Genomic DNA, 13338 nt, shown 5'->3' with positions numbered 1-13338 from the left:
ATGCGCCGACGTCGACTGCTCACGCCGCGCGGCACCGGTGCGCTCCTCGCCGCCCTCGCGTGCGTGATCGCAGCCAACGTCCTCGGCGCCCGGATCCTCCTGTACCTCGGGATCCTGCTCGCCGCGCTCACGCTATTCGCCGCCCTCGCCGTGCGCCTCCCGCGGCGTTCCGGGACCGTCAGCCGACAGATCTCGACCGACCTGCTCACGGTGTCCGAGACCTCGCGGGTCACGGTCCGCTTCACGTTGCGCGCCCTCCGGGTCCCGCACGGGCTGTGGCACGACGCCCTTCCCCCCGCGGTCACCGGAGACTCGAGCGGCGAATACCCCGCGGACACACCCCAGCTCAGCTATCTCGTCACCGGCGTGCGCCGCGGCGTCTGGCCCCTGGGGCCCCTCGTGCTGCGGACGGTCGATCCGTTCGGCCTCGCCCAGCGCGAGCAGGCGTTCGGCGACACGCGCACCGTCACGGTCGTCCCGGAGGTCTTCGCGCTCACCCCGCTCGCCGTGCGGATCGGCGCCGCGGGCGGGACGGCGCACACCTCGTCCACCCGCCTCGGCCAGGGCAGCGACAACCTCTCGCCCCGTGGCTACGCGCCCGGCGACTCGATGCGACGCATCCACTGGAGGGCCACGGCACACCGCGGCGAGCTCATGGTCCGGCAGGAGGAAGAGGAATCGAGCCCGGACGCGGTCGTCGTGCTCGATCGCGCCGCCGGCGGCTGGGCGCCGGGGGCCGATGTCGTCGACCCGGCGTTCGAGGCCGCCGTCTCCCTGTGCGCATCCGCCGCCGTCCACCTCGCAGCGGAGGGGTACAGCGTCGACGTCCTGGACAGCGCCGGCACGCTCCTCGGCGCGCTCCGCGGACACGAGGACGACCGGGACGGACTCCTCGTCGCCCTGGCGATGGTGACGCCGCGCGGTGAGAGGCGCGATCTCGTCGCCCTCCTGGGCGGGACTCCGCCGGGACCGCTCGTCTACGTGACCGGACGGCTGGACGAGGAGGACGCCGCGTTGCTGCGCCCGGCCGGCGCTGCGGCGCCGCTGCTGTTCAGCACGGATCCGCTTCCGGGATCGGAGGACGCCGCCCGCCACCACGGCTGGACGGTGACGCGGCTCGGCGTCGACGTGGCGGACGCCTGGGACGACGCGCTGTCGGCACGGACGGGAGCCGCCGATGTTCCGCGCTGAGCGCCCGCAGCCCGCTCCCGTCCCCGCCGACACGAGCGCACGTTGGCACCGCGACCGGGAGGAGCCGCCGCCCGGAGTTCTCGCGCCTGCGGCCGTCGCCGGGCTCGCCGCACTCACGGCGCTGTGGCCGTTCACCGCCGTCATCGCTCCGGGGAGCTGGTCCTTCGTCGCGTCCCTCGTCATCATCGCGGTCGTGGGGGTCGGCGCGCTCGTGCGTCACCTCCTGCGCGGGCGCTCGGAGGGCGTCGCCGGGCTGGTGGCGCTTCTGGCGCAGATCATCGTGGCGGTCGGCGTGCTCACGCTGCTCCTCGCGGGGGACACCGCGGTCGCGGGGGTCGTCCCGACGTCCGCGACGCTGAGCCGGTTCCAGGTCCTGGCTGCGGCGGCAGCGGAGGAGATCGTCTTCGGCTCCGCCCCGCTGGAGGCCTCTCCGGGACTCGCAGCGGCCCTCGGCGCGGGCTTCGCGGTCGTCGCGATCCTGCTCGATCTCCTCATCGCGAACCGATCCGCCGTGCTCACGACCGTGCTGATGGGCGTCACCGGCGCGGTGCCCATGATCATCACCCTGGGCGCCCCGAACCTGGGGTGGTTCGTCGTGGCCGCCGTCGTGGCCCTCCTCGTGTTCCACTTCACCGCCCGCCGCCATCCGGAGTCGCCACGCCGATCGTCGCCCGGGGTCGCGGTCGCCGTGGGCGCCGCCGCCCTCGCGACCACCTTCGTCGTGACGCCGCTGCTCCCGGTCGGCTCGACCATCACGGGCACCGGGGTCGGTGTGACCGTCGATGCCTCGCTGCGGCTGGGCGACGATCTGCGGCAGCCGAGCCCCGTCGAAGTGCTGACCGTGGCCGTGAAGGCGGACGCCGCCCCGTACCTCCGCCTCACGACGCTCTCCCGATTCGACGGCCGCGTGTGGCAGCCCGATCGTGGCGACCTGCAGTCTCAGGTCGACGGCTTCGGCGAACCGGAGTGGGGAGACGACATCACCACCGCCGAGCAGACGACCTCGATCCGAGTGCTGCGCATGTCGAGTTCCTGGCTGCCGCTGCCCTACCCCGCCACCGACGTGCAGGGACTCAGCGCTGCATGGCGCGTCTCGCCCGAGAACCGCACCCTGTTCTCCCGCCGCGCCGATGCGGTCGGCAACGACTACACCGTGACCTCGCTTCGGGTGACGCCGACGCTGGAGCAGATCCGCGCGACGGAGGCGGCCCCGCCCCTCGACGACGCGGAGGGCGAAGAGGTGGAGCTGCCCGGAATCATCTCGGAACTGGCGACCGAGGTCACCGCGGACGAGGAGACCGACTACGACCGCCTCATCGCCCTGCAGGACTGGTTCCGGTCGCAGTTCGAGTACTCGCTGGAGACGCCCGTCGACGAGGGGTTCGACGGCACCGGCGCCGACGCGGTGGCCCGTTTCCTCGAAGAGCGGTCCGGGTACTGCGTGCACTTCGCGGGCTCCTTCGCTCTCATGGCCGAAAGCCTGGGAATGCAGGTGCGCATCGTGGTGGGGTACCTCCCCGGGGCGCCGACCGACGAGAAGCGCGGAGACGAGTCGATCTTCTCGGTGTCGAGCGACCAGCTGCATTCCTGGCCCGAGGTGCTGTTCCCCGGGATCGGCTGGGTGCCGTTCGAGCCGACCGCCTCGCTCGGCGTCCCCACGGCCTTCCGTGCGGGGATCACCGGAGGGGGGACCGACGGCAGCCCGATCACCCCGGCGCCGACGACGGCGCCTCAGACCGAGGAGACGTCGGGCCCTGAGGTCGACCGGAGGGACGCCGATGCCGGCTCCTCGGACTCCGGGGAGCTGCGCCGGCTCGACCCGACGCCGGTCCTCCTCACGACACTCGGCGTGGTGATCGTGCTCCTCCTGCCCGCCGTCGTCCGGCTCCTCGAGCGGCGCCTCCGGATGCGTCGCGCCGCCCACGGAGACGCCGCCGCGGCGTGGGCGGAGCTGCGCGACACCCTGATCGACCTCCGGATCCCCGTCTCGGACGCGGAGAGCCCGCGGTTGCGTGCCGCCGGGCTCGTCAGGGAGGCAGGTGCGGACGAGGTCGCGTTGGGCCGGTTGGTCAGGGCGGTGGAGCGCGCGAACTACGCACGATCGTCCGCCGCTGCCGATGACCTCGCCGTCCCCCTGCGGGCCGTGCTCGTCAGCCTCCGCCCGCACGTCGCCGGAGGAACTCGGGCCGAGGCGCTGCTGTTGCCGCGGTCGCTCTATGCGCCGCGGGGTTCCGACTCCCGGCTCCTGGTCTGACGGCCGGCAGGCGCCGCGGTCAGAGGTGCGCGGCGGACGGCTCCGCGTGCGTCGGGCAGGCGACCGCGTCGCAGTCCGCGCAGACCACGAACTGCATCCGGCATGAGAGGTCGGGGCAGTTCGCGGTGCGTTTGGTCGCCGCACCGCACCCTGCGCACACGCCGATGACGCGCGCGTGATCGGAGAAGTCGACGGACCCTCGCCCATCGAAGACGTAGAGCGATCCGTCCCAGAGACCGTCGTCGCCATAGGTCTCGCCGTAGCGGACGATGCCGCCCTCGAGTTGATAGACCTCGCCGAATCCGCGGGAGACCATGAGGCTCGAGAGCACCTCGCAGCGAATGCCCCCGGTGCAGTACGTGACGACGGGCTTGCCCTTCAGATCGTCGTAGGCGCCGGAGTCGAGCAGACGCACGAAGTCCCTGGTGGTCTCGGTGTCCGGCACGACGGCGCCGCGGAAGCGTCCGATCTCGGCCTCCAGCGCGTTCCGGCCGTCGAAGAAGACGACCTCGTCCCCCCGTTCGGCGACCAGGGCGTGCAGCTGGTCGGGGGTGAGCCGCGCGCCTCCGCCGACGACGCCGTCCGCGTCGACGCGGAGCTCGTCCGGGGCACCGAAAGACACGATCTCGTCGCGCACCTTCACGCTCAGCTTCGGGAAGTCGAGGCTGCGGCCCGCCGCGTCGAGTCCGGTGCCCTCGCTCCACTTGATGTCAGCGTCGCGGAAGGGCGCATAGGAGCGGAACGAGCGTGCCCACTTCTTCAGCGCCGGGAGGTCGCCGCCCAGGGTTCCGTTGATGCCGTGTGCCGAGATCAGCAGCCGTCCGCGCAGCCCCAGCGCCTCGCCGAGGTCACGCTGCCAGACGCGGATGGCCTCCGGGTCGGCGAGCGGCGTGAACGCGTAGAAGAGGACGATCTTGGGGGTGGCCACCCAGGAATCCTACGTCGCCGCCGGGAACCCTACGACACGTCCCGCCGCAGGAACACGGCCGCCCCCGCGCCCACCGCGAGCAGGACCCAGCCTGCCGCGATCGGCACCGCCGCGGGTCCGAGGCCTCGATCCGCCGGAATGCCGATGACGGACACGTCGAACCGGAAGGCGTCGAGCAGGGCCGGGAGAGGCAGGTACGCGGCGCCCGCGCTCCAGAACAGCGCGACGAGCATCCCGAACCCCATCGTGAGCGCGGCGACGAACAGCGCCGCGAGATGCGCCTGCACGACGATGCCGACGCCCAGACCCCATAGAGCCGCGGACGCACCGAGGGCGACAGCCGACGCGACGGCGGACCCGTGCACGGGCACGCCGCCCATGGTGACGAGCAGCGCCGTGCGACCGCCGACCACCGCGGCGCCCGCGACGACCGCGCCGCCGAGCGCCGCGGCGGGCACCCGCGCGACGAGCATCACCCGTCGGGACTCCAGCATCAGCCGCTGCGCGACGACGCCGTCCCGCCAGTCGATCGTGTAGCGGAAGGAGCCGTAGACGGCCGCGAGGATGCCGGCGTAGGTCGCGAGCACCGCGTCGAAGGGGGCGACGAGCTCTTCCCGGGCTGCCGGCGGAGCGTCGGCGAGATCCGCCGGGATGCCGGCGGCGAGGGAGAGGGACAGCACGAGCGCCGCCAGCGCCATGCCGAGGAGGACGACGTCCCCGACGGCCCCGCGCGCCTGCGCGCGCAGCGCCCGACCGATCATGCGAGGCTCCGGCGTCCCCGGACGGCCGCGAGCACGACGAGGCCGACCGCCCACGTGATCCCGATGGCGAGGGCGGGCGCGAAGGCGAGCAGTCGGCCCTGGTACTCCGGCACGCTCAACGCCGCGATGGCCATTCCCGGCGAGAACCGCGCGACCTCGGGCGCCGTCCGCAGCATCGCGAACTCCAGTGCCATCGGGAAGACGAGGACGATGATCGCCGTCGCGTAGTAGTTCCGGGTGATCCAGCCGATCGCGCCGCCGATGAGGGCACCGAGGACCACGCCGAGCAGGGCCCCGGCGACGATGCGCCCCGCGTCCGCGGTGAGCACGAGAGCGAGCCCGTGCCGAGCCAGGAAGAACGAGATGCCGAGCATCCACAGCAGGACGACGACCATCGCGAGCGCGAGGGCGACGAGGACGCCGGCGACCAGCTTCCCGGGGAAGGCGCGGCGGAACCCGACCGTCGTGAGCGTCCGGTCCATGGAGCCGTAGTAGTACTCCCGCGTCACCGGGTACGCGCCGACGAACGCCGCGGAGATGACCGACCACGCGAGCGGCTCCAGCAGCCGGGCCGTCGCCGTGCCCGCGTCAAGTCCGTCCACCGCGAGACGGGAGCCGTCGGAGAAGAGCACGAAGGCCGGCATGAGGACCGCGACGAGGTACACGGCCAGGATCGACAGCCCGCTCACCGCGCGCAGCAGCTCGCCACGGATCACGCCGCTCACGCGGGCGCTCCTTCGACGAGATCGAAGTACCGGCTCTCGAGCGAGTCGACCCCACCCGTGACGAGGTCGTCCAGCCTCCCGGCGAAGAGCGCGCGGCGTTTGATGACGACCACCTCGTCGACGACCTGCTCGAGCTCCGGGAGCTGATGGCTGGAGACGAGCACCGTGCCGCCGCGTTCTGCGAAGCCGCGGAGGAACCGGCGCAGCCACCGGATGCCGTCGGGATCCAGACCGTTCGCCGGCTCGTCGAGGATGAGCGTCCGCGGCGCACCGATCAACGCCGCGGCCAGACCCAGTCGCTGCGCCATCCCCGTCGAGTACGTCTTCACGCGGCGGCGCGCATCGGCGGCGAGGCCCACCTCGTCCAGCACCTCGTCGATGCGGTCGCGGGGCATCCCGGCGGCGAGCCGGCAGATCTCCAGGTGCCGTCGCCCCGAGATGCCGGGCTCGAAGCCGAACCCGTCCATGTGGACGCCGACGTGCGCCGCCGGGTTGTCCAGTGCCCCGAACGGCACCCCGTCGACGATGGCCTCGCCGCCGGTCGGCCGCACGAGTCCGACGATCGCACGCAGCGTCGTCGACTTCCCCGCGCCGTTCGGGCCGAGAAGCCCGACGATCGCGCCGCGGGGCACCGCGAACGACAGGTCTTCGACGGCGGTGCGGCGCCCGTACCTCTTCGTGAGACCGTGCACCTCGATGGCGTGCTGCTTCATGGTCATCCTCTCTCCTTCTCGCTCGTGAGAGCTGCCAGCGGCGACGCGACCGTCGCCCAGATCGCCTGCCAGAGCGGGGTCGTGCCGAGGTCGACGCGCGCCTGTCCGGCTGCGGGCAGGGCACTCCGCTCCCCCGTCATCTCCGCCTCCGCCACCACCGTCGCCGCGACCGAGGCCCCGGGCATCCTGACCGGGAAGAGCGCCTCGATCGGCACCTCGGTCTTCGTCGCCGGGCGGGTCCGCATCGTCCCCACGCCGCGGTACTCATTCGCGAGGATGCCCCGCGTCGACAGGACCACCGGTGCACCGTCCGGGAGGTCGATGCCGGTGTCCCGGCCGCCGTGCACCAGGACCACGCGGCCGTCATCCACGGAGAACCCCAGCGTCGCGGCCGTCGGGACCGGGATGAGGAGGCCGGCGGCCCCGATCCCGAGCGCGAGCGCGGCGGTCACCCCGGCAAGGCGGGACCGCGAGACACCGGATCGCCGCACCCGGAGCAGAGCGCGCGCCAGGAGGGCGACACCCACCGCGACCACGACGACCTCGAGGGCGAGCACGAGGAGGCTCGCCGCCGGACCGCCCCCGGCGAGCAGCTGGGCAGCCCGGACGACCGCGAACAGCACCAGGACGACCGGAGCCCCCAGGCAGCAGAGGCCGAAGGGCACGCTCCACCACCGCTCCAGCGCCCGAGGCTGCCGCGGCGCCCCGAACAGGAGGCGGGCGAGGAAGGCCGCACCGTCGCGTACCGTCCTCCCCCGCAGATTCGGCTCGTCGAGGGCGCTCATCAGGGCGAGGTACCCGTCGAAGCGCACGAAGGGGATCAGGTTCACGAGCACCACGACCGTACAGGAGATCGCGAGGAGCAGCAGCGTCTCCCTGGCCACCGACGACGGCAGGGCGAGAGCGACCACCATCGCCACCGCCGCCACCGTGGCGTGGACGGCCGGACCGGCGAGCGCGATCGCCACCCGGTGCCGGCGGTCGGGGAGCCGCCAGCCGTCCGTGACGTCGACGAAGAAGGCGGGTGTCAGGTACAGCAGCATGAACCCGGCGCGTCGCGGTCGGCCGCCCAGCCGGGTGAGGGTGAGACCGTGCGCGGCCTCGTGCAGCAGCGTCGCGAGGCCGAGCGCCACGACGGCGAGCGTGAAGCCGGCGAGGGGGACGGGACGGGCGAGCACGGCCCCCAGCTCGCCGGCGAGCAGGACTGCGGCGATGAACCCGGCAGCGAGCACCGCGACGACGGCCACGAGGACCCCGCGACCCGGGACGGGGACGACCAGACGGTCGAGACGGGCGAAGAGCGCGGGAGCGCGGAGGGTCGCGAACTGCACGGTGAACGGCGGCCGATAGGCGACACGACCGGGCGGCCGAGATGCGCCCCCGTCCAGGAGTCCGTTGTCACGGAAGCGCGCCACCAGTCGCAGCACCTCCTCGTCTGTCTCCCCCGGGGCGAAGCGCGTCTGCAACGCCGAGACGGGGGTGCGGCCGTCCATCGCCGTCAAGAGGTCGACCACCGCTCGGGACAGCCGGGCGGTCGGCACGCCCTGGACGGTGGCGAGCCACCCGGATCCCTCCGCCGTCGGCTCGAACGCGACGCCGGCGGCGAGAGACGGGCACGAGTGCGCCGTGAGGGACGCGCGACCGTTCCCTCGGCGACGCCGTCCGGGTCGAGGTCCTGCCGTCGTCATCGCCCGCCCCTTCCATCCCCGGCGAGGGAGGTCGTGAGGAGCAGGATCTCCACGCCCGCCGGCGTCCGCACGGCAGACCTCTCCGGCGCCGTGAACCCCGCGGCCACGAGCTCGCCCGCGAGGACCTCGGGGCACAGCACGTGCAGGCGGCTGGTGAGGACGGGCACCTCCGCGCGCGGGGCGATGTCCGCGAGGCGGACCCAGTTGACCACCCGCACGGCACCGTCGTTCTCGATCTGCTGCGCGAAGAGGTAGGGCTCCTCCCCTGCGCCGCCCGGGACGGTGATCTCGCGATCGGTCGCCAGGCCGAGACTGACCGCCGAGGCGCCGTCCGCGACGGTGAGGGCGAAGACACCGGTCGCGGTGAGATGACGCCGGACGCCCGCGTAGAGCCGCGAACGGCCCTCGCGGTCGAGCAGCGTGATCGAGGTCGCCCCGAGGACGACGAGACCGAAGTGCCCGGCGAGTGCGAGGTCGCGGATGTCCGCCATGATGCACTCGACCGTCGCCTTGGGCGGAACGGCGCCGCGGAGGCGCGCGAGCATGTCCGCGGAGAGATCGACCGCCGTGACGCGATGCCCGGAGCGAGCGAGCGGGATCGTCAGGCGGCCGCTTCCTGCGGCGAGGTCGAGGACGGGACCGGGGACCGCGCGCGCGAGTGCCAGGACTTCGCGGATCTCCGCCCGGTCCGGGCCGACGAGCCGGTCGTAGAAGTCGGTACCGGCCCCGGCATACAGGTCCTGTTCAATGGCGGTCGCGCCGACGAGGTCGAGCCGTGCCGCCACGGTCTCGGTGATCAGGGACGTCATCCGTGCATCGCCTCTCCTCGGATGGATGGTCGGGGAGTGCGGGCGGGTGGTCCCGCCCGCACCCTCGGTCAGGTCGCGATGGCGGCGGCTCCGCCGATGATCGCGATGATGTAGCTCGCGTGCTCCCACCACTCGAGCGGGGTGTCGATCTGTTCGAGTTCCAGGAACTCCAGCGACGTGGTCTGCAACGTGCACCTCCTAGGTCAGAGCGAGAATTCCGATGATCACGCCCACGGCGAAACCGCGGATGTAGTCGTCGGCATCGCCCGGCGCATCCATGGCGTCGAGTTCCGTGAACTCGAGCGTCGGCAGTGCTGCGGTCATGTGTCCCTCCTTCCTTTCTGTGATCCGGTGCTTCCGGTCGGCATCACGTGGCGGCCGCCGCACCGATCCCGATGAGGACCAGCGCACCGATCACGCCCTGGTAGAAGCTGTCCCAACTGGGGGCCTCCATCGGGTCGAGCTCCTGGAATCGGATGCTCGTCTCCGTGCTTTCGTTCATTCCCGTCACCTCCTCTCCACGGCTCGGGGCCGGCGGTCGCCGACCGGAGACGTGCTCCACCGGGAGTCGTGGAGCACGTCGCGGACGTCCGCAGCACGGATACCGCGCAGCATGGGGCGGTGATCCCCCCACGCGGTCTCCACGGCGGCGGCGATCCGGTCGATCTCCCGTGCGCTCGGGCGCGGCGGTGACGGGAGCCCTCCCTGATCGACGACGACGGCGATGCCGACTGCCGGGTCACGAGGCAGCGCTGTCTCCGCTGCGACGACGGCCCAGAAGGCATCGAGGCTGGTGCGGTCGCCCCAGCGCGGATCGCCCGCACCGATCCGCCGCCAGACGGCGGCGATGACCGCCGCCGTGGCCGTCATCTTGCGGACGCCGAGATGGAAGGCGACCTCGTTCGCGAGATACCAGTGGCGGGCGCTGTACGGATCGGGGCCGCGAAGGGCAGCCGTGCGCTGGGTGGCGGCACTCAGGCGTGCCAGGCGCAGGCGTCCCGTCGTCGACATCGCGTCCCCCGCGGCGGCCTCGAGCAGCGCCCGACCGAGGATCCGCGCGTCGCGCTCGGCCCGCTCGGTCCGCGGACTCGTCGAGGCGCCGGCCACCCGGAGGAAGGCCTCCAGCGCGCCCTCCCGGACAGCCGCGGGGGTGAGCGTGGCGAGCCGTTCGGGATCGAGGACGGCGTGGCGGGGGCGCAGCGGGCGACCGACGAGGAGCCGGGTCCCGCGGCGGTTCCGGAGGATGGCGACGCTGTTCGTCTCGGAGGACGTGCCGAGCGTCGTCGGCAGGGCGATGATGTCGACCGGCGGGGGCGCGTCGGGCAGGATCGTGAGCGCCGAGGTCGCCGCGTGCCGCAGGGCGAAGTCCAGGAGGCGTCCGGGGCTGAGCGCGAGGGCCGCGATCTTGCTCGCATCGAGGACGCTTCCGCCGCCGACGGCCACGATGACCTCGGGCGGTCGCCGGATGATCTCCTCGGCGATCAGGAGGATGCCGAGCTCGTCCACCGCCGAGGCCTCCACGGTCATCGTCCGGGCCGACGCTGCGGCGGGAAAGGGGTGTGTGACGGCCGCGTCGGCGATCACCAGCGTGTCGCGTCCGGCCGTCAGACGCGCCGTCGCCTCCGGTGCTCGCAGCCCGTGCCACAGCGTGGGGACACGCGCGGCGTACGGCGCGGTCATGCCGCGGCCTCCTGCACGTGCGCCAGGCCGGCCCGGACGGCCCGGTCGGTCTCGGACACCTCCGCGGCGGTGAAGCCGTAGCCGGGGATGAGCTGGAAGGAGCTCGGACCGGGGTGCACCACGACGCCGCTGTCGGCGATGGCGGACACCACCTCCAGGACGTCGGTCCCAGAGAGCGGGGACCCGTCCGGGCGGCGGAGCCCCACCCCGACGAAGCAGCCGCTGCCGGTGACGTCGGAGACGATCCCTTCCTCCTGCCAGGTCCGCGCGAGGCGGTGCAGCGTCGATGCCAGGGCTTGCGCGGTGACCTCGACGTCGATACGGCGGAGTTCGTCGATCACGGCGAGGACCGCAGCCGCGCAGGCGGGCGTGCCCGCCTGCGTCTCCCCGTGCACGAAGGTCCACCCGCCGCGCACGAACGCCGTCGCGATGCGGTCGCCGACGAGGAGCGCGGCAGCCCCCATCGCGCCGTTCGTCAGCGCCTTCGACACGAGGAGGATGTCCGGTGCGGCCGCCCAGCGGTCGGTGGCGAACATCGCACCGGTGCGCCCGAAACCGGTCGCGACCTCGTCTGCCACCAGCAGGAACCCATGCCGCTCCCTCAGCTCCAGCACGCGCTGGACGAAGGTGGTGGACAGCGCGTGAGCGCCGCTGCCGAGGACGGGCTCCACGACGAGGGAGGCGACGCGGGAGCCTTCGCGTTCCAGCAGCGCCGCGAGCTCCTCCCCGTCGTCGGCGTGCGACACGTGCCGCACCGTGCGCCGGTCGACGCCGTAGACCGACTGCAGCAGGTCGTCACCGCTCAGTACGTGGCTGCCGTACATCGTGCCGTGGTAGCTGCCGCGCAGGCCGACGACGAGCGACCGCGACCCGGCGCTCTGCTGCGCCCAGTACTGCCGGGCGAGCTTCATGGCGGCGTCGTTGGCCGCCCCGCCGGAGGTGGAGAAGATCACCCGCCGGTAGCGGTCGGAGCCCGCGAGGGCGATGAGGGCATCGGCGGCGTCCTCGGCGTACCGGTGCGGGGCGCGGAACAGCGAGAGGTAGGAGGCGTCACGCGTCGCCCTGCTCACGGCCTCGGTCACCGCCGGGTTGCCGAAGCCGAGGGGCACGTTCCACAGGCCGCTGGTCGCGCAGAGGCGTTCGGCGCCGTCAGCGTAGAAGAGGCGATGCCCGGCTGCGCCGACCGCTACCCGATCCGGAGAGAAGGCGGTGTCGGCGGGGAGCATCGACGTCCACAGCGCGTGCGGCGCGTTCATCGCACACCGTCCCGCGAGGCGTCCTCGATGGGAGCACCGAGGTGGACGCCGAGCGCCGTGAAGGCGTCGAGACAGAGCCGGCGGGCGTGGGCGTCAGGAACGCCGCAGGCGCGGGCCACCCGCGCCGCCGCTCGCCCGCGTGTGCCGGAGGTCTGGATCGCGTCGACCACCGCAGCGGTCAGCGGGGACAGGAGGTGCCGGCGGAGCGTCCGGACATCGGCGAGCAGGAACCCCTCGGCGGTGTCGAGCAGGAACGGGTCGTCGGTCGGAGGCTCCGCATCCGCGAGCTCGTCGTCGAGGAGCGTCCATCCGAAGCCCGCGATCCGAGCAGCGCCGTTCGGCAGGCGGAGCATCTTCCGGAGATCGGCGGCGTCCAGGTATCGGCGGAGCCACGGCCGGGTGTCGAGTTCGGCGACGAGGTCGGCCGAGCCGGGCACGCCGCCCAGCGCCGACGCCCGCGGGCGGGCCCGTCCGAGAGCGGCGGGAAGGTCGTCCACGTGGCCGACCGCCTCTCCCTGCAGCCCGAGATGTACTCTCCCGTCCGCGTCGATGCGGAGGGCGCGCGGAGTCTGCACCTCCTGCGGCCGCGCGAGAGCGGAGCGATCCGCCAGCAGCACCCGGGGGTCGAGCATCGCGGCGGCGAAGACCCCGGTGCCGCGAGCGAGGTCGGCGTCGTCGAGGAAGGCACGCCAGCTCGCCTCGTCGAAGAAGCGCATGACCGTCGGTCCGACGATCTGGACGAAGGAGGCCGCGATGTAGTCCTGGAGCTCGACGCCGCGCTCCAGGAGGAAGAGCTCATCGCCGAGGTCGGCGAGCCGCCCGCCGTAGCCGACCGCACGAGCCGCCCCGTGCCGGGGCACGGATCCCGCGGGCTCGAGGATCACGTCCTCGGGGTCGGCCGCAGCCGCGACGGCCTCAGCCCCGGTCTCCGCCTCGCGCAGGAACACGCGACCGCGTGCCGCATGCCCGCCCGTCACCCACGCCCGCAGGGCCTGCGGCCCGAGGAGCGGGTCTTCCCCCGTCGCCCCTTCGTCGTGCCGTGCCGTCGTCGCACTCGTCCCCATGATCCCCCCCAGAGAACCGGATCCGCCTGACGCGTTTGCGTCTTCATATGAAGATATACAGCCCTCTTTTGACGCGCAATATAACAGCTTTCGCGGCCGTAGAGCTGGATCGCCGGTATGTCACGAGGCCCCGGGAGATCGGATAGGATGGACAGGTTGTTCCCTGGTGACGTGTCCGAGCGGCCGAAGGAGCACGCTTGGAAAGCGTGTGTTGTGCAAGCAACCGCGGGTTCGAATCCCGCCGTCACCGCCACAGACGAAGAAGACCT

At 72.9% G+C, this 13338-nt stretch carries 14 protein-coding genes and 1 tRNA gene; 3 read left to right on the top strand and 12 right to left on the bottom strand.

Annotation, left to right across the window (positions count from 1 at the left end):
- Both B2W79_RS07470 and B2W79_RS07465 read left to right on the top strand, forming a co-directional pair.
- The gene (locus tag B2W79_RS07470) at positions 1–1191 is read left to right on the top strand and encodes a DUF58 domain-containing protein (RefSeq protein WP_292788284.1); all 1191 of its coding nucleotides are present in this window, start codon (positions 1–3) and stop codon (positions 1189–1191) included.
- Positions 1178–3445: a DUF3488 and transglutaminase-like domain-containing protein gene (locus B2W79_RS07465; protein ID WP_292788282.1), complete on the top strand. Its 2268-nt coding sequence runs from the start codon at positions 1178–1180 to the stop codon at positions 3443–3445. Before B2W79_RS07470 ends, B2W79_RS07465 begins: the two co-directional genes overlap by 14 nt.
- A gap of 19 nt (positions 3446–3464) precedes the next feature.
- Here the strand turns inward: B2W79_RS07465 and B2W79_RS07460 are convergent, their stop codons facing one another.
- The 12 genes from B2W79_RS07460 to mpaB form a co-directional block, all read right to left on the bottom strand.
- Entirely contained in the window at positions 3465–4373 is a 909-nt protein-coding gene (locus B2W79_RS07460; RefSeq protein WP_292788280.1) for a rhodanese-related sulfurtransferase, read from the bottom strand.
- 29 nt (positions 4374–4402) lie between these two features.
- Complete coding sequence (locus B2W79_RS07455; protein WP_292788278.1) at positions 4403–5134, bottom strand: hypothetical protein; 732 nt, start codon at positions 5132–5134, stop codon at positions 4403–4405.
- A complete protein-coding gene (locus B2W79_RS07450; protein WP_292788276.1) occupies positions 5131–5859 on the bottom strand; it encodes an ABC transporter permease in 729 nt (242 codons plus the stop codon). Before B2W79_RS07450 ends, B2W79_RS07455 begins: the two co-directional genes overlap by 4 nt.
- Positions 5856–6578, bottom strand: a complete 723-nt coding sequence (locus B2W79_RS07445; RefSeq protein ID WP_292788274.1) for an ATP-binding cassette domain-containing protein — start codon at positions 6576–6578, stop codon at positions 5856–5858. The genes B2W79_RS07450 and B2W79_RS07445 overlap by 4 nt, the downstream gene beginning before the upstream one ends.
- Complete coding sequence (mpaP, locus tag B2W79_RS07440; protein WP_292788272.1) at positions 6575–8260, bottom strand: daptide biosynthesis intramembrane metalloprotease; 1686 nt, start codon at positions 8258–8260, stop codon at positions 6575–6577. The genes B2W79_RS07445 and mpaP overlap by 4 nt, the downstream gene beginning before the upstream one ends.
- On the bottom strand, positions 8257–9069 hold the full coding sequence (mpaM, locus tag B2W79_RS07435) for a daptide-type RiPP biosynthesis methyltransferase (RefSeq protein ID WP_071328897.1): 813 nt from the start codon (positions 9067–9069) through the stop codon (positions 8257–8259). The genes mpaP and mpaM overlap by 4 nt, the downstream gene beginning before the upstream one ends.
- Positions 9070–9137: 68 nt before the next feature.
- Positions 9138–9257: an MpaA3 family daptide-type RiPP gene (gene mpaA3 / locus B2W79_RS07430; RefSeq protein ID WP_292788270.1), complete on the bottom strand. Its 120-nt coding sequence runs from the start codon at positions 9255–9257 to the stop codon at positions 9138–9140.
- A gap of 10 nt (positions 9258–9267) precedes the next feature.
- Complete coding sequence (gene mpaA2 / locus B2W79_RS07425) at positions 9268–9393, bottom strand: MpaA2 family daptide-type RiPP (RefSeq protein ID WP_256209429.1); 126 nt, start codon at positions 9391–9393, stop codon at positions 9268–9270.
- A 43-nt stretch (positions 9394–9436) separates the two neighbouring features.
- Positions 9437–9571 (bottom strand): MpaA1 family daptide-type RiPP, encoded by a 135-nt coding sequence (gene mpaA1 / locus B2W79_RS07420; RefSeq protein ID WP_256209430.1) that lies wholly within the window; start codon positions 9569–9571, stop codon positions 9437–9439.
- 5 nt (positions 9572–9576) lie between these two features.
- Positions 9577–10749: a daptide-type RiPP biosynthesis dehydogenase gene (gene mpaC, locus B2W79_RS07415; protein ID WP_292788267.1), complete on the bottom strand. Its 1173-nt coding sequence runs from the start codon at positions 10747–10749 to the stop codon at positions 9577–9579.
- Entirely contained in the window at positions 10746–12005 is a 1260-nt protein-coding gene (gene mpaD / locus B2W79_RS07410) for a daptide-type RiPP biosynthesis aminotransferase (protein WP_292788265.1), read from the bottom strand. The genes mpaC and mpaD overlap by 4 nt, the downstream gene beginning before the upstream one ends.
- Positions 12002–13069: a daptide biosynthesis RiPP recognition protein gene (mpaB, locus tag B2W79_RS07405; protein ID WP_292788264.1), complete on the bottom strand. Its 1068-nt coding sequence runs from the start codon at positions 13067–13069 to the stop codon at positions 12002–12004. Before mpaB ends, mpaD begins: the two co-directional genes overlap by 4 nt.
- A gap of 165 nt (positions 13070–13234) precedes the next feature.
- Here mpaB and B2W79_RS07400 point away from each other — a divergent pair.
- Positions 13235–13322: transfer RNA gene (locus B2W79_RS07400), tRNA-Ser, on the top strand.
- Positions 13323–13338: the final 16 nt, after the last annotated feature.

Origin of the sequence: Microbacterium sp. UBA7513 (assembly GCF_002478345.1) — a bacterium.
In the GTDB taxonomy this organism is placed as follows: domain Bacteria; phylum Actinomycetota; class Actinomycetes; order Actinomycetales; family Microbacteriaceae; genus Microbacterium.
This window is presented reverse-complemented; position numbering and strand designations above follow the sequence as displayed.